This is a genomic window from Lactimicrobium sp. (assembly GCF_036453465.1).
Classification (GTDB): Bacteria; Bacillota_I; Bacilli_A; order Erysipelotrichales; family Erysipelotrichaceae; genus Bulleidia.
The window spans coordinates 1-19,736 of the sequence record NZ_JAZHUW010000021.1; the positions used below are offsets into that span (position 1 = coordinate 1).

General features: G+C 47.4%; 19 protein-coding genes, 9 tRNA genes and 1 pseudogene. 5 read left to right on the plus strand and 24 right to left on the minus strand.

Features of this window, described 5'->3' with window-relative positions; all coding sequences use genetic code 11:
• A pseudogene (locus tag SOI44_RS06500) lies at window positions 1-253 on the plus strand (IS30 family transposase); the annotation flags it as partial.
• A gap of 224 nt (window positions 254-477) precedes the next feature.
• Here SOI44_RS06500 and SOI44_RS06505 read toward each other — a convergent pair.
• The 10 genes from SOI44_RS06505 to surE all read right to left on the minus strand — a co-directional run bounded on the left by SOI44_RS06505 (window position 478) and on the right by surE (window position 5,053).
• The gene (locus SOI44_RS06505; RefSeq protein WP_331348411.1) at window positions 478-1,905 is read right to left on the minus strand and encodes an ROK family protein; all 1,428 of its coding nucleotides are present in this window, start codon (window positions 1,903-1,905) and stop codon (window positions 478-480) included.
• Between the two features lie 120 nt (window positions 1,906-2,025).
• A tRNA-Phe gene (locus SOI44_RS06510) sits at window positions 2,026-2,098 on the minus strand.
• A 2-nt stretch (window positions 2,099-2,100) separates the two neighbouring features.
• Window positions 2,101-2,177, minus strand: a tRNA-Met gene (locus tag SOI44_RS06515).
• A 37-nt stretch (window positions 2,178-2,214) separates the two neighbouring features.
• Window positions 2,215-2,302, minus strand: a tRNA-Ser gene (locus SOI44_RS06520).
• A 6-nt stretch (window positions 2,303-2,308) separates the two neighbouring features.
• Window positions 2,309-2,382 (minus strand) — tRNA-Ile (locus SOI44_RS06525).
• A 27-nt stretch (window positions 2,383-2,409) separates the two neighbouring features.
• Window positions 2,410-2,486 (minus strand) — tRNA-Met (locus SOI44_RS06530).
• A 7-nt stretch (window positions 2,487-2,493) separates the two neighbouring features.
• Window positions 2,494-2,570 (minus strand) — tRNA-Pro (locus SOI44_RS06535).
• Window positions 2,571-2,573: 3 nt separating this feature from the next.
• Window positions 2,574-2,650, minus strand: a tRNA-Arg gene (locus SOI44_RS06540).
• A 138-nt stretch (window positions 2,651-2,788) separates the two neighbouring features.
• Window positions 2,789-4,063, minus strand: a complete 1,275-nt coding sequence (locus SOI44_RS06545; protein WP_331348412.1) for an SLC13 family permease — start codon at window positions 4,061-4,063, stop codon at window positions 2,789-2,791.
• 204 nt (window positions 4,064-4,267) lie between these two features.
• Window positions 4,268-5,053, minus strand: a complete 786-nt coding sequence (gene surE, locus SOI44_RS06550; protein WP_331348413.1) for a 5'/3'-nucleotidase SurE — start codon at window positions 5,051-5,053, stop codon at window positions 4,268-4,270.
• A 31-nt stretch (window positions 5,054-5,084) separates the two neighbouring features.
• On the opposite strand from surE, the gene SOI44_RS06555 reads away from it, so the two are divergent.
• Complete coding sequence (locus SOI44_RS06555; RefSeq protein ID WP_331348414.1) at window positions 5,085-6,098, plus strand: hypothetical protein; 1,014 nt, start codon at window positions 5,085-5,087, stop codon at window positions 6,096-6,098.
• Between the two features lie 34 nt (window positions 6,099-6,132).
• On the opposite strand, the gene SOI44_RS06560 is transcribed toward SOI44_RS06555, so the two are convergent.
• Window positions 6,133-6,528, minus strand: a complete 396-nt coding sequence (locus SOI44_RS06560) for a hypothetical protein (protein ID WP_331348415.1) — start codon at window positions 6,526-6,528, stop codon at window positions 6,133-6,135.
• Between the two features lie 350 nt (window positions 6,529-6,878).
• A tRNA-Leu gene (locus SOI44_RS06565) sits at window positions 6,879-6,962 on the minus strand.
• Window positions 6,963-7,135: 173 nt separating this feature from the next.
• Here SOI44_RS06565 and SOI44_RS06570 point away from each other — a divergent pair.
• Entirely contained in the window at window positions 7,136-7,579 is a 444-nt protein-coding gene (locus SOI44_RS06570) for a MarR family winged helix-turn-helix transcriptional regulator (RefSeq protein ID WP_331348416.1), read from the plus strand.
• A complete protein-coding gene (locus tag SOI44_RS06575) occupies window positions 7,572-8,885 on the plus strand; it encodes an MATE family efflux transporter (RefSeq protein ID WP_331348417.1) in 1,314 nt (437 codons plus the stop codon). The genes SOI44_RS06570 and SOI44_RS06575 overlap by 8 nt, the downstream gene beginning before the upstream one ends.
• 481 nt (window positions 8,886-9,366) lie before the next feature.
• Here the strand turns inward: SOI44_RS06575 and SOI44_RS06580 are convergent.
• From SOI44_RS06580 to SOI44_RS06610, 7 genes are all read right to left on the minus strand, one after another.
• Window positions 9,367-9,437 (minus strand) — tRNA-Cys (locus SOI44_RS06580).
• Between the two features lie 60 nt (window positions 9,438-9,497).
• Window positions 9,498-10,079, minus strand: a complete 582-nt coding sequence (locus SOI44_RS06585; RefSeq protein WP_331348418.1) for a GNAT family N-acetyltransferase — start codon at window positions 10,077-10,079, stop codon at window positions 9,498-9,500.
• Window position 10,080: 1 nt separating this feature from the next.
• Window positions 10,081-11,181, minus strand: a complete 1,101-nt coding sequence (locus SOI44_RS06590) for an ABC transporter substrate-binding protein (RefSeq protein WP_331348419.1) — start codon at window positions 11,179-11,181, stop codon at window positions 10,081-10,083.
• Window positions 11,150-11,962 carry an ABC transporter permease gene (locus tag SOI44_RS06595; protein WP_331348420.1) on the minus strand — a complete coding sequence of 271 codons (813 nt, stop codon included), beginning with the start codon at window positions 11,960-11,962 and terminating at the stop codon, window positions 11,150-11,152. The genes SOI44_RS06590 and SOI44_RS06595 overlap by 32 nt, the downstream gene beginning before the upstream one ends.
• Window positions 11,962-12,747, minus strand: coding sequence for an ABC transporter permease (locus tag SOI44_RS06600; RefSeq protein WP_331348421.1), 786 nt, complete (start codon window positions 12,745-12,747; stop codon window positions 11,962-11,964). Before SOI44_RS06600 ends, SOI44_RS06595 begins: the two co-directional genes overlap by 1 nt.
• 4 nt (window positions 12,748-12,751) lie before the next feature.
• A complete protein-coding gene (locus SOI44_RS06605) occupies window positions 12,752-14,317 on the minus strand; it encodes an ABC transporter ATP-binding protein (RefSeq protein ID WP_331348422.1) in 1,566 nt (521 codons plus the stop codon).
• Between the two features lie 22 nt (window positions 14,318-14,339).
• The gene (locus tag SOI44_RS06610) at window positions 14,340-14,879 is read right to left on the minus strand and encodes a helix-turn-helix domain-containing protein (protein WP_331348438.1); all 540 of its coding nucleotides are present in this window, start codon (window positions 14,877-14,879) and stop codon (window positions 14,340-14,342) included.
• Window positions 14,880-15,173: 294 nt separating this feature from the next.
• Between SOI44_RS06610 and SOI44_RS06615 the strand changes: the two genes are divergently transcribed.
• Window positions 15,174-15,713 carry a GNAT family N-acetyltransferase gene (locus tag SOI44_RS06615; protein ID WP_331348423.1) on the plus strand — a complete coding sequence of 180 codons (540 nt, stop codon included), beginning with the start codon at window positions 15,174-15,176 and terminating at the stop codon, window positions 15,711-15,713.
• A gap of 51 nt (window positions 15,714-15,764) precedes the next feature.
• Here the strand turns inward: SOI44_RS06615 and trxA are convergent, their stop codons facing one another.
• The 5 genes from trxA to SOI44_RS06640 all read right to left on the minus strand — a co-directional run bounded on the left by trxA (window position 15,765) and on the right by SOI44_RS06640 (window position 19,687).
• Window positions 15,765-16,076 (minus strand): thioredoxin, encoded by a 312-nt coding sequence (gene trxA, locus SOI44_RS06620; RefSeq protein WP_331348424.1) that lies wholly within the window; start codon window positions 16,074-16,076, stop codon window positions 15,765-15,767.
• A gap of 65 nt (window positions 16,077-16,141) precedes the next feature.
• The gene (nagB, locus tag SOI44_RS06625; protein WP_331348425.1) at window positions 16,142-16,867 is read right to left on the minus strand and encodes a glucosamine-6-phosphate deaminase; all 726 of its coding nucleotides are present in this window, start codon (window positions 16,865-16,867) and stop codon (window positions 16,142-16,144) included.
• A gap of 71 nt (window positions 16,868-16,938) precedes the next feature.
• Complete coding sequence (locus SOI44_RS06630; RefSeq protein WP_331348426.1) at window positions 16,939-17,766, minus strand: aldose 1-epimerase family protein; 828 nt, start codon at window positions 17,764-17,766, stop codon at window positions 16,939-16,941.
• A gap of 53 nt (window positions 17,767-17,819) precedes the next feature.
• Window positions 17,820-19,166, minus strand: a complete 1,347-nt coding sequence (locus SOI44_RS06635) for a murein hydrolase activator EnvC family protein (RefSeq protein ID WP_331348427.1) — start codon at window positions 19,164-19,166, stop codon at window positions 17,820-17,822.
• Window positions 19,167-19,204: 38 nt separating this feature from the next.
• Window positions 19,205-19,687: a YbaK/EbsC family protein gene (locus SOI44_RS06640; protein WP_331348428.1), complete on the minus strand. Its 483-nt coding sequence runs from the start codon at window positions 19,685-19,687 to the stop codon at window positions 19,205-19,207.
• Window positions 19,688-19,736 lie beyond the last annotated feature (49 nt).

Here is a 19,736-nt window from a genome sequence, read left to right on the forward strand (position 1 = left end):
TGATAAAGGCAAATGCGAAAAGAACCATGAACATTTCCGTGAGAAAGTTCCAAAGGGATTTAGCATGAATCAGCTTACGCAGAAAGATATTAACCTTGTCTCTAATCAGGTAAATAACTACGTGCGGAAGAAGTTGAACTATCACTCTCCCTATGAGATTGCACGAATGGTACTAAATGAAAAGGTGCTTGACCTCAACAGGCTGCACTTTATCAATCCCAACCTGGTAGATCTCACACCAATTCTTCGCTAAATGATTTGTCACAATGCCAGTACTGCCAACCGGTCAAAGAGGAGATTTCAGTAGAAATTCAGCATAATTTCTATTGGAAGAATCCCTTTCATGCGTTCCAAACCATCTCTCCACACCCAAATAATATATGATTTTGGTCAAGACAGCTACCGAATCCCCTTTGAAAAGCCCGTCAAAAAGGGACGTTTCAATGAGAGGGATCCTTCAATGAAAATTGACCAGTTTCATGCCTGCTTTTCCAGCAGACACAGCAGCATGGTGCCCAGCAGAACATATTCATCCATGTTATCGATCTTGATCAAATGAGGAATGTGATCTGCAGGCAGAAATTTTTCCAGTTCTTTTTCGATTTCATCCATGTATGGCGTCATATCACTGCGTACACAGACTACTTCCGGATCCAGATAGGTTACTGCCCCGACAATATCTCTGGCAACGATAGGTACCATCTGATCCGGCGTCTCTACCCAGTGGGGAATATCAGAAAGGCCGGAAAATAACGGTACGATATACTTCACTTCCCCGGCGGCGCTGTGAGCACCTGTCACAAGATGTCCATTGACAATGATGCCCTCTCCGCCCATCCGCCAGCCATAGGGCTGGGAGTGAAAGACAATATTCTCATATTCATTCTGTGCACTGTACCAGCCAAGAGCTGCAGCATTGACATTGTTATAGAAGTATACCGGCTGATGATAGCGGTCACGGAAGAACTGCTCGATTGCAAAATGATTGCCATATTTTGTCAGATCAATTGTTCTGGTCGGAGGCAGATCCATCTTTCCTTCATGAATGATGCCAGGCAAGGCAATACTGATCATTTCCGGCACTGGTCCTCTGCAGGAACAAAGATTTGTCTCAATGACATCATAGAGATCTTCCAGATAGAAGACCGGCTTGATGACTTCACCTGTTTTTGCCACAGCACCATGATCATAGAGACGGTAGCGGATTATGGTTCGGCGCACATCCGGTAATACGGCGATCGAAAGAATCACATGGCTGTTTTCATCATGATGCAGAATATGCTGGCGGGCCTTCTCTTCCAGTGTCTCATGAAATTCCTTCATGCCATTCTGAACAAAAGAAATGCAGGCACCGGCATCATAGGCACCAAATATCACAGCAGGAATGGTCAGCACCGGAATATCCTTCAGCACCGACGCAATCTTTTTCTGCTGGAAGCCAATCTGCGGTGCGACCAGCACACAGTCAAAATGCAGACCCTGCGTATAGACCTCACTGACACTGACGGCATCAAAGCTCCAGTCCAGTTTCAAAGCTTTAGCAGCTTCATTGAGGGCCATGGCAAAATAGCTTGTGGTTAAGCCTGCTGTGCAGCAAAGCAGGATTCTTGTGGCATGGTGTTTCCCTGTTTCCTGCAGTACCTCAATCATCTGCTCAAACAATGCTTTGGCATGTTCTTCAGGATCCGCATGAAAATGCAGAAAGAACACAACCTCTCCGTCTTTTGTCCGTTCAATACGGAACTCAATGACTTCCGGTTCATTCTCAATCTGATAAAAGTTGATCTGTGCCAGGGCATAGGCAGTGACAATCTGGAAATGATTGTCATCCACTTTTTCCACTTCACCGCAGGACGGCTTCTGTGCCATGATCCAGCTGCGGTAATCAAAATGATCTGTACTCATAGGATCCTCCGTCTTGTCCTCAGAAATCTGTCTATTGTTATTGTAGGCTTTCCGGCAGAGAAAAAGACAATAAAAAACTCTCTTGCTCTGCATCATCTGCAGATAAGAGAGTTTCTTCGGTGGTCCCAGGCAGAATCGAACTGCCGACACCAGCATTTTCAGTGCTGTGCTCTACCGACTGAGCTACAGGACCAATGGTTGCGAGGGAAGGATTTGAACCAACGACCTCCGGGTTATGGGCCCGACGAGCTACCAGGCTGCTCTACCTCGCGATAATAAGAATGCAGCACACAATACTGATTGGGAAAGCGGAGGAACAGGGATTCGAACCCTGGCGCCGGTTTCCCGACCTACCGGTTTTCAAGACCGGACCCTTCAACCACTTGGGTATTCCTCCAGAAGGTGGACCTTGAAGGGCTCGAACCTTCGACCAGTCGGTTATGGGCCGACGGCTCTGACCAACTGAGCTAAAGGTCCAAACACCAATCAGTCTTGGCAATGCAATGGTAGCGAGGGTGAGACTCGAACTCACGATCTTCCGGGTATGAACCGATTGCTCTAGCCAACTGAGCTACCTCGCCAGAAATATGGTCGGGATGGCAGGATTTGAACCTGTGACCCCTTGATCCCAAATCAAGTGCACTACCAAGCTGTGCTACATCCCGAAATGGTGCGCCGAACAGGAGTCGAACCCGCAACCTTTTGATTCGTAGTCAAATGCTCTATCCAGTTGAGCTATCGGCGCAATTTCCAGCACTCATAAACAGTGCTCAGTTATATTAACAAACCCCCTGCCTGAATGCAAGCATTTCTTTCATTTTCCAAACAAAAAACCGTAACCGTGCTTTATACAGGCACGATTACGGCCGAAACTTCTAATGACTCAGAGGACGCCCCAGATCAGCCAGTTAACCAGATAGCCGGTAATTACGGCGATCAAAGTGAACGGAACACCGATCTTTACGAAATCACTTGTTGAAACATGGTATCCCTCTTTTGTCAGGATGCCGATGCCGGCAATGTTGGCAGAGGCACCTACAGGTGTCAGATTGCCGCCAAGGGTTGCACCAATCAGCAGGCCATAGTAGAGCACATACGGCTGGATGCCCATGGTGGCAGCGATGCCCTGTACCACCGGCAGCATCGTGGCAACATACGGAATGTTGTCGACGAAGGCAGAGATCGCAACCGAGGCAAAGACAATCAGTGTGTACATACCGAAGACGGAATGGCCACCAATTTTGACAAAGACACTGGCAATGGCATCAATGACGCCGGCTTCGGTAATACCGCCGATGACAATGAACAGGCCGATCAAAAGAAGCAGTGTTTTGACATCCACCTGGGCAAGTACCGACTTGTAATCAAAGTCTTCGCCATGAATCCATTCATAGATCATGCCGACTACAGCAAAAGCAATGCAGATATAGCCGTTGGTCAGCTCCGGCTTGTTTTCAAACTGGGAGGCAATGATCAGTCCGGCAACCACACCGATCATCAGGAAGCTTGGCACATAGTCCGTAACTTTTGTTTCCACTTCGACATCAATGGCGCCTTTGTTCTTGCGGAACAGCCACAACAGCACCGGTACAGTCATCAAAGCGCCCATTTCAACAGACAGGCAGATGCCAGGCTTACCATGGAACCAGAAGAAATCATTGAAGGACATGTTGGCATAGCCGCCCAGCAGAATGGAGGTTGTATCACCGACCAGGGTGGCAGCACCCTGCAGGTTGCTGGAAACGGCGATGGAAATGATGATCGGAACCGGGTTGATATCAAGCTTTTTTGCCACGGCAAGACCGATTGGTGCCACCATTAATACGGTTGCGACATTATCTACAAACGCTGATACAACGCCGGCAAAGATGGCCAGGGCAACAATGGCCCACTGCACATTTGGCAGTTTGTGAAGCAGCCTTTCTGCCATGCGCATCGGCATTTTGCTTTCAATAAACAGTTCCACCACAATCATTGTCCCTGCCAGCATCAGGATGATGTTCCAGTTGACAGAGGACATGACTTTGTTCAGGGGCATGATGCCAAGCAGGACAAAGATGGCGGCGAAGATCAGTGCCGTCAGCCACCGGTACTCCTGGGTCTTGGGCATCAGAAAGAATACGTACATGATAATAAACAGAATCAGTGCCAGTACCATAGTTTCTCCTTTTCCTTTCTGTGTCATGCCAAAGAAAAAGCATGACCGCAGTCATACTTGCCAAATACACGGCCCATGTATGACAGCCATACATGAGTCTCACGATTTAAAACCAGACAGGTCAATTGACCGGATATGTTGCCTGGCTGCCCATAAACAGGCCCGTTACTCCCTCAAGCGCTTAAGATTATAGCATCATCGCCGTCAAAGAGAGAAGTCATTCCAGGAATACATATGTGCCAGGATGTCATGATGAACCGCATCCTTGCCAATCGGTGTCACAGAGATATAGCCCTGTTCCACTGCATAACGGTCTCCATCTGCTTTCGGTTCCCGTGGATATGCCGGCGGATCCTGCTGACAGTGCAATAGAATCCTGCCATCCTGATGAATCATATCGATCGATTTGTTGGTATAAGTCTTGAAATGATCAAACTGCGTCACCCGTACCCCTTTGATCTGTTCACAGCTAACTGCCGGTACATTGATACTGCAGACATAGGAAAGACGGTTTTCATCCTGCATATAGGCATTAAGAAGCTTTGCGGCAGCGATAGCCGCTGGTTCAAAGTCTTTTGCTGTAAATGAGCATAATGAAACAGCCATGGAAGGAACACCCAGCATCAGCCCTTCCATCGCAGCTCCGATTGTACCGGAATAGGCAGCATCCGCATTGAGATTTTCTCCCTGGTTAATACCGGATACTACCAGATCAATCTTTCCCTTCCAGAACAGACTGAGACCGTAAAAGACGCAGTCTGCCGGTGTGCCATGCACTGCCCAGGCTTCCTTTGCCCCCTCTACATTTCTTTTCTGTGCTTCATTGTCAAGCCGCCAGTATGTCACGGCATGCGACATACTGGAGCGTTCTCCATCCGGTGCACATACATACACCTCATGATCAATCGACAAGCGCTTCACCAATGCTTTTAAACCCGGTGCATCAATGCCATCATCATTGGCAACAAGTATTCTCAATTTATTTTCCATGGTCCCCATTATACTTTGCTAGAATAGAGCCATGCAAATAACATCCAGTCCGGAAATGATCGCATTCTTTGACAAATGCCTGCATAACATTGAAAGCGATCAGAAAAATCAGTTTCTCGGTGCATATGTCACGCCGCAAACAGAAAAGAAAGTCATCCGTGAATTGAAAAAAGCAGGCTTTGCGGAATTTCAGAAAGAGCCATACCCTTCCCTGTTTCTTGATACAGATGCCTGGGAGAAGACACCCTATCATCAGGCCATCTCTCTTTCCTGTATCAAGGATGCACACTTCCGCTATGAAAAGGAATGGGTTGCCGGCAATGAGCTGTTCAATGCGGACTGCATTCAGAAGGATCCTGAAAGATGCCTGAATGACTGGATGAAGTTACGGGCAATGGACAGAGATTTCCAGGCAGTGTATCTCTATCAGGATGATGAAGACTGGATGATGGATGCCCCAAGTGAAGCCTTCACCAATGATCCATGTGCTGAAAAAGCGCAGGGAAAAGTACTGACATTGGGATTGGGAATCGGCTATTTCCTGTTTATGGCTTGTCGGAATCCAAACGTAAAGGAAATCACGGTCATTGAGCATTCACAGCCTGTCATCGACATGTTCAATACATATTTGCTGCCGCAGTTTCCAAAGCATGTACCAATTCATATCATTCAGAGCGATGCATACAAAGCATGGAATAAAGAATATCTGGACCAGTTTGACTATATCTACGCTGACATATGGCAGTCTTCTGATGACGGCTTGCAGGCAATTACAAAACTTCTGGAACAGTATGAACCGCCTTTTGACAAGACGGATTTCTGGATTGAAGATTCCTGCTTTGAAGTCATGTGGACACTGTCCCTGCTGCATTTCCATGAACTTGCCACAAAGAAAAAAGTGCAGATTAATCCGCAGCTGAACACCTATATGAAAAAAATACAGCGTTATTATGCCGGTATCAACGAAACTGTTACTGATGTGAAAAGGTTACAGTTTCTGATGTACGATACCAGAACAATACGCCATATTCTTGCCATCAAATAAAAACATCCCGCCTTTGCCTGGCGGGATGTTTTGATTAGTTTGCAGAAGAGGAAGATGATGCCTCATAGCCAAGCTTTGCTGCAAGATCCTTGGCATCCTTGTAATTCTTATCCAGAAGATCCTGCATATACTGCTTGCCGCGGCTTGTGGTCAGAGATCTCTGGCTGGCAACATACTGATATTCAGCTTCCAGGCACTGGTCAGCCGCATCAGAATAGTCACCGGCAGAACGGAAATACTCAGCCGCATTGGCATACTTTTCCTCGGACATCTGCTCGACGCCCTTCTGATAATCAGCTTCCTGAGAAGAAGCTGCAGCACTGGCAGAAGCAGCTGCTGTAGAAGAACTGCTGCCGCATCCGGCAAACACCAGACCGCCGCACAGCACAACTGCCAGCAGAGCTGAAGTTGCTTTCATGTTTCTTTTCATAATAATACTTTTCCTCCATTTAATACCTGCTTATTCTAAACTTTACAAAAAACAGAAATTTTCTGAAAATAAGCAGTGCCACGTGCAATTATAACGTATTAATCATTTCGTTCAACCAGATTTCACTTGACAGAATCAGACAAACGTAGGTCAGAATCCGATTGTTTGTTTCATCCAGGTCGATCCTTCGCCGGTATTTCTGACCACTTCTCTGACTACTTTTCTGACTATAAGAAACGGAAAAAGTAGGACAAATGGGGTTAAAAGCAATAAGAATCGTTAATTCTTCACAAGTGATTCAGGCACACACAATCATTAAAAAAGCCCCTTTTTATCGGGGTTTTTAACTATGGGGCCAGTGGGACTTGAACCCACACGATGTTGCCATCACCGGATTTTAAGTCCGATGCGTCTGCCGATTCCGCCATGACCCCATCACACAAAAAAGATGAATGTAATCCTTCGTTTTCTGCAGGTAGTTTATACTACATTTCCACTGAAAGCGCAATACATGCATGCGATGCAGCAGGTTGATTTCAGTTGGCATTAGTCCGATGCCGGATTATATTCTATCAGTCTGATTTCAGACTAATTTGAGGCAAAGCATATGAATAAAAATACAAATGTACTCGGACAGTTCTATTCCGTCTGGAGAGAAACAAATGCAGTGTATGATGACTGGGCGCAGTCTCATGGTTTATCCGCTAATGAAACGATCATTCTGCAGGCACTTCTGGAAGATGAGAAGCCATGTACGCAGAAATCAATCTGCCAGAAATGGCATTGTCCCAAGCAGACGGTGAATACAATACTGAGGAATTATCAGAAGATGGGATATGTGCAGCTGCATGCCCTGCCAGCAGACAAGCGCAACAAGGAGATTGTGCTGACACAGGCTGGAACGCAGTATGCAGAGTCGATTATTAACAAACTGCACCAGCGTGAAATACATGTAATGAATCAGATGGGTGAAGAAAAGATTGCCCAGCTGAACAGTCTGATGGCAGAGTTTTCTACCTGCTTCAAAGAACAGGAGGATGATCATGCGTAAGCATCAGAAGTTATTTTTCCAGTATGTGATTCCTTCTGTCATTGCCTTTGCCCTTTCCGGTGTCTATGCCATTGTGGACGGATTTTTTGTTGGCAATAAGATCGGTGATGCCGGTCTGTCTGCCATCAATGTTGCCTATCCCATCGTAGCTCTGATTCAATCAGCAGGAACCGGAATTGGTCTTGGCGGTGCAGTGCATTACACCATTTCCAAAGCAGAACAGCGTGAAGATAAAGCAAGGGCGTATCTTTCTGTCACCTGGCGGATGCTGCTGATCTGCAGTTTCATTCTGACAATTCTTGTATGCAGCACTTCCCGTATCCTGCTTTCTCTGATGGGAGCAGACGGACAGATTGCATCCTATGGCAGCCAGTATCTGTTTGTTATTGGTCTTGGATCCTATCTGCAGGTCTTTGGCACCGGTCTGATTCCCATCATCCGCAATGATGGCGGTTCCTTCTGGGCAATGGTATCCATGGGACTGGGCTTCATTACCAATATCATTCTGGATGATCTGCTTGTGATGGTCATTCCCATGGGCATGACAGGTGCTGCCATTGCGACCATCATCGGCCAGGGTGTCACCATGGCCGCAGCTTTGATCTACACCTTCCGCAGAAAACTCGTGATCTTGAAAACGAAGAAAAAACAGTCAGCACAGATTGTCACCAGAATTCTATCTACTGGCCTGGCACCATTTGGCCTGGCAATGACCCCGAATATTTCATTGATTATCACCAATCGTTTCTCTGCCTCCTATGGCGGTGCCCAGGCGATTGCAGACTTTGCCGTCATATCCTACGTCACATGTGTCATCTATCTCATCCTGCAGGGTGTCGGTGATGGCAGCCAGCCGCTCATGAGCATGTACTATGGCAAAAAGGAAACAGACGGTCTGAAAGCAATTCAGAGAATGGCATACCTTTTCTCCTTGATTCTGGCATTTGTGGGGTGTGCACTGATCTATGCAGCAAGATACCATATCGGCACACTGTTTGGCTCTTCACCCCAAGTCAACGCAGATGTTGCACAGATTATCCGGATTTTCCTGATATCCATCCCCTTTGATGCCATCACCAAAGTCACAACATCCAGCTTCTACGCAACCGAAAAGAACGCCCTCTCCTATATCCTGACCTTTATGGAACCCGTCATGATGTTAATCCTGATGGCAGTACTTGCCCCGATGGGAGGGCAGAACATGATCTGGTGGAGTGCTATTATCGCCAAAATCATCTCCGCCATGTCAGCATTGTTTCTCAAGCAAAAAGAAAGCCGTGAGATACAAGCGGCAATGGCAGAATAACATCATCACAGAAAAAGTCAGAGCACAGATACTCCATGGAATGTTTTCCTGGAACTCTGTATTGCTCTGGCTTTTCTTATACTTTTAGGAATAGAGATGAGAAGGATATTAGCGCTGCTGTTTCATACCATGTTCTTTCAACCAACGCGCTGAATCAGCATGTCATATCAAAGAAAAAAATGAGCTAACGAAAGTCCGTACATTTCTGCACAAGGTGGACCGACGATAGCTCGACACAATTTCTATATCACAGAATTTACTCTGTATCAATACATGATGTAACGATCTGCCAGGTGATCAATGGCAATATTGCAGCAATAAAGAAGCACTGTGTGGGACCCCACCGGTCCATGCGGACCTTCCAGTGCTTCTTTCAAATCATAAAATCCAGATAGAGAATGTCAAGACGTTCAGTCAAAAAACACGTTTGATTGATCTGTAATAAAAACCGTACCCTTTGTATTGGATACGGTTATTTGAGAGGTTCCTGCCGGAGTCGAACCGGCGCTCACAGAGTTGCAGTCTGTTGCCTTACCACTTGGCTAAGGAACCACGTTCACTTTTCGTGCTTTCCTATAATACCAAGAGAAAAGGTCAATTGCAACCAAAACATCAGGATGGCCGCCAGATCATGGCATACTGCTGTATGCCAAATAACAATTGTGCTTTGGCAATGGTTGTAAATTCACAGGCTTCATACTTCTGCTGTTTTTCAATAGCATCAGTGTCCAGGATAATTGGAATCTGTTCCTGTTCCGCTTGTTTCTGAAGTTCTTTCATGATGGCTCTCATCTGGCCATGGTGCTGATATTCCGGTTTGATGGCAAAGAGATAGATGTAGAGATAATCTTTCTCTTTCCTGAAACGTTCTGGAGCAGAGAGCCATGGCTGTAATGCCTGCTGCATGGCTTCCATCTTTTGCGGACTGATATGTGTCAATAAATACCATCCCATCTGTGCCTGGGCCAGAATATCTGGTTTATCATGCTTGTGATATACATAAATCCATGCACTCTGTGCTTCATTTTCATAAAGATGCTTTGATGTAATAGCCATATGAATCACAGCCTGCATGACGGCCTGTGTCTCTGTTTCATCCAGCATGATCGTAAAAGTTCCCTGTTCATGCCGGAACGCAATGGTGCATGCTCTGGCAATTTCCTGACATCTTTGGATATCAGTGACCTTGTGCATATCAGCCTACTTTGACTTTATTCCAGAGATCGGACAGTTTCTGTTTCAATACCGGGTTATAGTGGAATGCTTCATCCTTGGCATAGCCGGTTCTGGGAATGTAGGCATCGTTTTCAAAGTAATCTCCATCCTTACCGCTCATGTATTCGGCAACACTCTTGTCGACAGAGGTATAGCCGACATAGCTGCTGTTTTCCATCTGTACATCTTCAGAAATGATGTAGTTGATGAAGGCATTGGCAAGGCCCGGGCAGCTGGCATTGGCAGGAATAACCATGGCATCGATCCAGACATTCGTGCCCTGATCCGGCTCAATCCAGCCCATATCCATGTTCTCAGAAAGGACATAGGCGGCATCACCGGAATACATCAGAGCAATGTCCTCTTCCGCATTGACCATGCCATCAATGACTTCATCCGTCACATAGGCAGGATCCATCGTGTCATTCATTTCCTTGAGCCACTGGTATGCTTCCTGGATCTGCTGCTCATCATCTGTATTCATGGAATAGCCAAGTGCCTTGAAGGCAACCATGAAAGCATCACGCTGGGAATCATAGAAATAAATCTTTCCCTTGTATTCCGGATCCTTGAGAATATTCCAGCCCTCTTTCTTGATCTTTTCCTCTGGAACAGTTGTCTTGTTATAGACAAGACCAACGGATCCCCAGAAGTAAGGAATGGAATATTCCAGAGTTGGATCAAAGGACTTCTGATTTTCAATGACATCGGGATCGAGCAGGCTGTAGTTGGTCATGGCACTCTTATCAATCTTCTGCAGCATGTTCTCCTGCATCAGCTGCTCAATCATGTAGTCACTCGGGACAAGCACATCGTACTGGCTGCCGCCCAGCAGCTTTGTATACATCATTTCATTGGACTCAAACGTATCATAGTTGACACGGGCGTTGTACATCTTTTCAAAGTTGGAAACGACGTCTTCACCAATGTACTCACCGGCATTGAAGACATTGATCACACTGCAGCCATACTCTGTTTTGGCATCTGCCACCTGCTGCACAGAACTGCCGCTGCCGCCTGCACAGGCAGCCATTGACAGGCATGTCAGACTAAGCAGCAGAGTCTTCCACAAATGCTTCATTCTTCTTCCCCTTTCTGATCATCGGCACAACATTGACAATGATCAATACGATCGTGATCACCAGTACAATGATGGAACTCAATGCATTGATGGTCGGATTGACACGCTTGACGTTGGCATACACATAGATGGAAATATTGGATACGCCTGGTCCGGTCGTAAACATGGAGATGACAAAGTCATCAAAGGACATGGAGAAGGCAACCAGGGCAGCAGCCACAATGCCTTCCTTGATCTGCGGGATGATGACCTTGAACATGGCCTGCATCGGTGTGCAGCCAAGGTCCATGGCCGCCTCGGCAATGTTGGGATCCAGTCTTCTCAGTCTTGGCATGATGGTCAGGATGACATATGGAATGCAGAAGGCAATGTGTGCCAGCAGCATCGTCATGAAACCTGTCTTGATGCGCAGAGATGTATAGAACAGCATTAATCCAATGGCTGTGACAATCTCCGGATTAAGCATCGGCAGGTTGTTGACCTGGGTGACAACTTCCTTGATCACTCTTTTGTTTTTGCTTAAGGCAATGGCCGTGATTGTGCCCACAAGGGTGGAGATGGCCGTTGCCAGTACGGCACAAAGCACGGTATAGCCAATGGCCTCCAGAATGGATCTGTTGTGGAACATGGCTTCATACCAGCGCAATGAAAAACCGGTGAACCTGGTCAGAGACTTGGAACGGTTGAAGCTGAAGAAGACAACATAGACGATTGGTGCATAGAAGAACACCATGATCAGTGCAAGCCAGATTTTAGCTTTGAGATCTGTTTTCTTTTCCATCAGTCAGAGGCCTCCTTTGGTTCCTTGTCAAGCTTTCTTGTGACATACATGGAGATCAGGATAATGATGGCCATGATCATACTGATGGCCGAGCCAAAGTTCCAGTCACCGGTACTGATGAAGTAATCTTCGATCAGGTTGCCGATCAAAACATATCGGCCGCCGCCTAACAGTTTCGGGATGAAGAAGGATGAGACAGCCGGCAGGAAAACAAGGGTAATGCCGCTGACCACACCGCTTAAAGACAATGGCAGAATGACACGGCGGAATGTCTGGCGGCTGTTGGCGCCAAGATCATTGGCCGCAATGATCAGTGCCGGATCAATCTTGTTCAATGCATTGTAGATCTGCAGGATCATGAACGGCAGGAAGTTATAAACCATGCCGATGTAGACTCTGACTTCTGAGGGCCATCCGGTTCTGGCCAGGATGCCCTTCCAGGCATAGGTGCGCACCAGCATGTTGATCCACATGGGAAGTGTGATCAGAAGAACAGTCAGTCCCTGGCTTTTCGGCTTCATTCTCGCCATGAAGTAGGCCGTAGGATAGCCGATGGCAATGCAGATGAGGGTTGTGAAGAATGCCATCTTCAAAGAGCGCCACAAGACACTTGGAAAAATGGTATCTGAGAAGAAACGGGTAAAGTTGGAAATGGTGAACTGGAAGGTCAGAACATCATTGCCTTTGACGGTGAAGGCATACAGGACAATCATGATCATAGGCAGCACGATCATGATGAAGGCCCATACCATGTATGGATAGACAAGTTTGTTGAACTGCTTCATGTGCTTACCTCATCTTTCTCATGACATGGATATCAGAGGGATCCCAGCGCAGACCGATTCTCTCACCGACTTCATGCTTGTCAGTTGTTTCAATCTTAAGCTCACGTCCCTGGGTGCTGAAGGTGATCGGATAATCACCCTCGGTGATATTCTGATCATCAAAGTCATACTTCACATCCCAGATTTCAACCCGGCTGTTATCCTCAGTATCCCATGCATAGGCATCGGCCCAGCGGATCAGATCGGTATCCAGGGCAACAGACTCCTTGATATCATCCGCATTGCGATAGAAATCAAATGCCTGAATCTTCTCTTCATTTTCCGTATCTTCCACAACCTGCGGCTTGACGACATGAATGCGGATCGTGATGGAAGTACCGGCATCCGTCGCAAAGGTGCACGGATACGTTCCTACTTCCGGCTTGACATCGTACTCGACCGTTGTCAAAGACACATCCTCATTGTCATCATTCCACGCCTGGGCATTGGCACGGGCAATGACCTCCGGATCTGACAGGCTGGCAACATCTTCCAGATCCATGTAGAAGGAAGAAGCACTGATCTTTTCATGAGCCTCTTCATTAACAACATCCTTGGCCTTGGTCACATGCATCGTAACCGTCTTGCTGGTACCGGAGGATGTCTCGGCAATGACCTCATAGTGGACACCCTTGAACAGTACCGACTTGACCTCACCATTGAGCAGGCCTCTGTTTCTTGTGACAATGTCGATATCCTCAGGACGGATGACGATATCCACCGGCTCATTCTCATGGAAGCCATAGTCAACGCAGTCATAGACCGTATCATCAAACTCAACTCTGCGGTCAGCCACCATCGTGCCATCGATGATATTGGAATCACCGATGAAGCGGGCACAGTATTCATTGACCGGCTCATTGTAAACATCCGTCGGGGTGCCGATCTGTTCAATCTCGCCATCTTTCATGATGACGATCTTGTCAGACATGGTCAGAGCTTCTTCCTGATCGTGGGTGACAAAGATGAAGGTAATGCCGACTTCCTTCTGGATGTCCTTCAGTTCCATCTGCATTTCTTTTCTCAGATTCTTATCCAGTGCACTCAGTGACTCATCCAGCAGAAGTACCTTTGGTTCATTGACAAGTGCTCTGGCAATGGCAACACGCTGCTGCTGGCCGCCGGACATCAGGGTAACATCACGCTTTTCAAAGCCTTCCAGGCCTACCAGGGAAATCATTCTGGATACCTTCTGCTCAATGATGTCCTTAGGCATTTTGCGGATGTTCAGGCCAAATGCTACATTGTCATAGACATTCAGATGCGGAAACAGGGCATAATGCTGAAAGACCGTATTGACATCACGCTTGTAGGCAGGCACGCCGGCCTGATCTTCGCCATCAATCAGAATATGGCCTTCATCCGGATCAAGAAAGCCGCCGATCATGCGCAGCAGGGTCGTCTTGCCGCAGCCAGATGGACCCAGCAGTGTCACAAACTCATTCTCATTGATGTCCAGGGAGATCCCCTTCAGAACTACCTGGTGGTCAAATGCCTTCACAACATTCTTGATTTCGATCAGTTTCTTCATTTCCTCTTATCCCCTCTTGTTTTCAAAATACCGGCGGTGTGCTGATCCACAGCACCACGGCTTTGTTCTCGGTACGGTTTTCCAGGTAATGTGCCTCATCACCCTTGAGATAGAACGTATCCCCGCGCTTTGCCGAAACACCTTTGCGGTCAGAATCACGCACAATCACGATTCTGCCCTGCAGTACATAGCCAAACTCCTCACCCTCATGCGGCTCAATCATCTGTGAGCGTCCATGCGGCAGCAGCTCCATCAGCAATGGCTCCATGTCATTCTTCTGGGCATTGGGCACAATCCAATGCAGCACTCTGCCCTCCTGCTCATCCACAAAGGCATCCTGCAGCGTAAACACAGTCTTTTCTTCCCCTTCTTCCTTGAAAAAGTGGGAAAGATCCGTCCCCAGTGCCTCACAGATATCATCCAGCGTCGCCAGTGACGGTGCCGTCAGATTGCGTTCCAGCTGACTCAGAAACCCTTTGGTCAGCTCTGTCCGGCTGGCCAGTTCCTGCAGAGTCAGCTCATTCTTGATACGCAGCTGCCTGATCCTGTTGCCAATGTTAATCACCTGCAAGCCCCCTCTCGTGTTTAGTTTTGCTAAACCAAAAATGACTTTTTAACAAACCTCGATTATTATACCGGACCCCTTCACTTATGCAATACTTTTTGTTTGCAATCTCTAAACTTCTGCACCAGAAAAACACCTGCCTGAGGAAAAAGCAGGCAGATGTATTGCAAGTTAACATGATCTTTACAGATTTCATGTATTGCGCACAAGGCAAGGCAGAAACAGCTGCCGGTTGAAAAAGCAGTCATTTTCAGATATGGTATCCTCTGGTTGGACTTAAGGAGGAAAATCATGCTGAAATCTGTTCCGGTCAGACTTTTTCATGCGCATTACAAAGAAGCCATTTCACTGCTGAAAACGGCATTTCCAAAGGAAGAAATGATGCCTGTAGGAATGCTGAAAAGGATAGCGCACCGCAGATATGTGAGCTTTATGGCATATGAAGATGATGGAAAGTTTGTCGGTTTAAGTTATGCCTGGTCATCAGATCATGAAGTTTTTGTTCTGTATCTGGCCGTCAATCCGAAGATCCGCTCAAAAGGATATGGCAGCCGCATTCTGCAGCAGATTCAAAAAGATCATCCGGGTAAAGAAATCACGCTGAATATTGAGCCTGTGGTGGATACAGCTGCCAATTACCAGCAGCGGCTGAAGCGGCTGAAATTCTATGAGAAAAACGGTTTTCATGAAACTGGATATGTTCTGGGGGAGGACGGCGATGAATACAGCATTCTTTCTACCGGCTCTCATTTTTCGATTGAGGAATACCGCCGTACCATTGGTCTTGTCAGATTTGGAAGTACCATGCCAGAGACAAGAAAGATTGCATGAATTGAGGTATTAAAAAATCTGCAGCACGCTGCAGACTTTTCTTTTACATCCTTACTTTGCTTTATTGATGAGTGCCTGAACTGCTTCCTTCGGCTGGAAACCAACAGAACTGCCGGCAACTTCACCGTTCTTAAATGCAATCAGGGTCGGAATGGACATGATGCCATAGCGCTCAGCAATGGCGGGGTTGTCATCGACATTCACTTTGATGAAGGTAACATCGCTGTTCTCACCAGCCAGCTGCTCAACCACCGGTCCGAGCATTTTGCACGGTCCGCACCAGTCTGCATAGAAGTCGACAAATACGCTCTTGTTATTCTTCAGAGTCTCATCATATTCTGCTGTATTCTTGATAATATTCATTTTTCAATTCCTCCGTTTGACGCTGTCAGTATGCCAGACAGAGTCGGAAAATTAAAGCAAAATGCTCAGAGGCGCTTTGCGGCTGCTTCATCCAGCACGACCGTCACATCATCATGTTTCTGCAGGATGCTGGCCGGGCAGTCTGTTGTCACATCGCCCTTGATCATGCCATAGACCGCATCGGCCTTATTGGCACCGGTTGCGATCAGCACAATCTTTCTTGCCCGCATGATGGATGCGAGTCCCTGGGTGATTGCCTTGGTCGGAACCTTTGACTTGTCGCCGCCAAAGAATCTGGCATTGTCAGAAATTGTCTGTTCCTTGAGATCTGTCACATGGGTTACAGAATCAAACGGTGTACCCGGCTCATTGAAGGCAATGTGGCCGTCCGAGCCAATACCAAGCACCTGCAGATCCACGTTGTACTTTGCCAGTTCTGCTTCATAGTCAGCCGCTGCCTTTTCAGGATCATCTGTACTGCCATCCGGTACATGAATGTTCTCTTCCGGGCAGTCAATGCCATTGAACAGATTGTCATGCATGAAATAGTAGTAGCTCTGCTCATCGGTATGCTTCAGGCCGACGTATTCATCCAGATTAAAGGTCAGTGCTTTCGCATAGGATGTGCCATTGTCCTTGTGATCCTGGATCATCAGCTTGTAAAGTCCGACCGGGGAACTGCCGGTTGCCAGACCAAGCACCGGATTTTCCTTCCGCATGACGTCCTTCATCAGCTTGAATGCCTGTTCGCTGACTTCGTCATAATTCTTACATACAATAATGTTAAACATCGTAAATGAAATCTCCCTTCTGAAAAGCCTTACATTCAAAAGGATAACAGTACGGGTTTCCAGTGTCAATCTTAGAACACTGTAATGTCATAACCTGCATGGAAGGTATCATGCGGGGCCAGAATCTGCGTTCCTTCTCTCTTTTCAAACGGCACCTTGACCTGTTCAAAATCCGTGTGGGAATACCACGGCTCAATGCATACAAACGGCGCATGCGGGCTCCAGAATGCCAGCCATTCAAAGCCGGTAAAATGCACCTTTACACCATGGCTGCCATCATTCAATGACACCTCATCACTGGCGGGATGATGAATGATGATCGTCTGGGAAAGAGCATCCGGATGAAGAGACATCCGCTTTGCCCCGGCCAGGTAAGTTTCCTTCCAGGTGAAGGTTTCCGGTGCATTGAAATCAATATGATAGTCTTCATACTTCTTTGACGGATCACTTGGACAGTTGAAGGCCGGATGCAGGCCGAAGTTGAATGGCATCTGCTCATCATTGTCATTGGTGATGTCATAGTGGATGGACAGCTTTGCCCCTTCCAGATGATAGGAAATAGTCATGGTGAAATGGAAAGGATATTGCTTTAACGTCTCTTCACTGTCTTTCAGCTGCATCACGATATTGGCATCATCATGCTGGATGCAGGTGAAATCACTGTGCCGGGCAAAACCATGATTGCCGGTATGATACTCTTTTCCATTGATATGCAGGGTATCATCCCAGGTCTTGCCGACCATCGGAAACAGAGTCGGGTTGCGGCCGGACCAGTATTTCGAATCACCATTCCACATGTATTCGAACCCGGTCTTGTTCAGCTTGAAGCTGTGAATCTCAGAGGCGTGCTCATCGATGGTGACACTGGCCTCCTTGTTCTGCATTGTATATACTGACATAATTCTCCTCCTGAGTTCATGATACCCCAAACAAAAAGGCGCTTCAATGCGCCTTATTCCCAGCCCGTTCCAAAGATGGTTTCCGGACGGACCTTACATGGTGCTGAAGCACCGTTTTCACAGATTCTCTCGGTTCTGGAATTCCAGCCGGTATTCATCGCCATGTCGCCATTCCAGTTCTCAGCATAATAGGAGAAGTCGGAGGCATCGCCAAGGTAATACACACAGATATGGCAGTGCGGACCGGTGGAATTGCCGGAGGAGCCAACATTAGCCAGCCGATCACCGGCATTGACGACCTGACCGGTGGATACAGAAAAGGACCCGGTTAACAGATGGTAGTATTTAACGCCATAGGCAGAACCATTGACACTGACCAGCAGCAGGATCTCATTGCCGCCGCCAACTACCGGGCAATAGTCGCCAAGGTGGCCATAACCGCAGCCGGCATCATGGGCATACAGGACAACCCCGTTGGCAGCTGCCACAACATAGGATTGGCCATAGACAACCCCATAGCCGAAGTCTTCTCCATAGTGCTTGCCGCCGGATGCGTAGTACCATGTGCCTGCACCCGGTGTCATCTTGACACCAGGCACCGGCCATGTCCAGCCATCACTGGCTGTCACCTGGCCAAGGGCATCTGAGATATCCTTCATCTGGCTCTGGATCGATTCGATGTTTGATACGATCGAAGCACGCTGGGCCATCAGATCTGCCTGCTGCTGCTCATATTCCTGCTGGATAACCTGTGCTTCATACTGCTTGGCAAGCACATCATCCTGTTTCTGTTTCAGCTCATCCTGACTGGACTGCAGCTGCGCCTTGGCATCATTCAATGACGCAATCAGATCATTGAGCTGTACAAGCAGAGAATGACTGTAAGACGTAATATCACTGAGACCATTGGCAACCCGGATCAGATCTTCAAAGCTTTTCGCGCCCATCAGAATATCCACCATCGTTGACAGCCGCATTGTCGGCTGGGCATTGGCAATCTGGCGGTTCACCTTCTGCCGCAGCTGTGCCTCGTTTTCCTGTTGGGCATCAATCTGGGTCTGCTGGTCATCAATCTGAGACTGCAGATCATTGATCTGGGTATTGAGATCATCAATCTGGCTCTGGTAATCACTGATCTTGGCTGCATATTCCTCAATGTTGGAAGCAATCTGTTCCTTCTGGCTGTCAATACTGGCAATGGAAGCCGATAGAGAATCAGACTGGGATGACATATAATCCACAAAACCCTGGCAGGACGTCTTTTCTGATGAAGTCAGATTTCCGGATGTGCAGAGATTCGTCCAATACGTCGTATCGGAATAATCATCATCTGCAGATACAGGCAGTACACTGACTGCCAGCATGATGCTTAACAGCGGAATCAAATGGCGTCCCTTCATAATGCTCCTCCAAAACAAGAGGTATTATAACATTTCTGCTATTGATTTTCTCCTGCTGGCTCTTTGGTCACATCCACCCAGCCCTTTGCTCCACTGTATTCTTCCAGTTCTGCAAGGCTGACACAGATGGCATTGTTATGGGCGCCGGCTGCCGGCCATACCTTGTCCCAGTGCTTCAGGCTTTCATCCAGATATACATCTACACCCGGCTTCAGACCAAACGGGCATACCCCGCCCGGTTCATGGCCGACATAGGCAAAAAGCTGGTCTGCACTCATCATCTTTGCCTTTGTATGAAAGGTCTCCTTGAACTTGTGATTGTCGATCCTCGCAGTGCCCTCACATACTACCAGCACCGGCTGATCCTCAACCATAAAAGCCATGGTCTTGGCAATCTGTGCCTCCTTGATATGCAGTGCCTCGGCGGCTAGAGCAACCGTTGCACTGGATGTATCCAGCGTCACAATCCGATCTCCAATTCCCTTTTCCTCAAAGAACTCTCTGACACTTTCTGCTGACATATTCTGCCTCTTTTCTAATGGTGTCGATCATAGCACAAAGCAGCAGAAA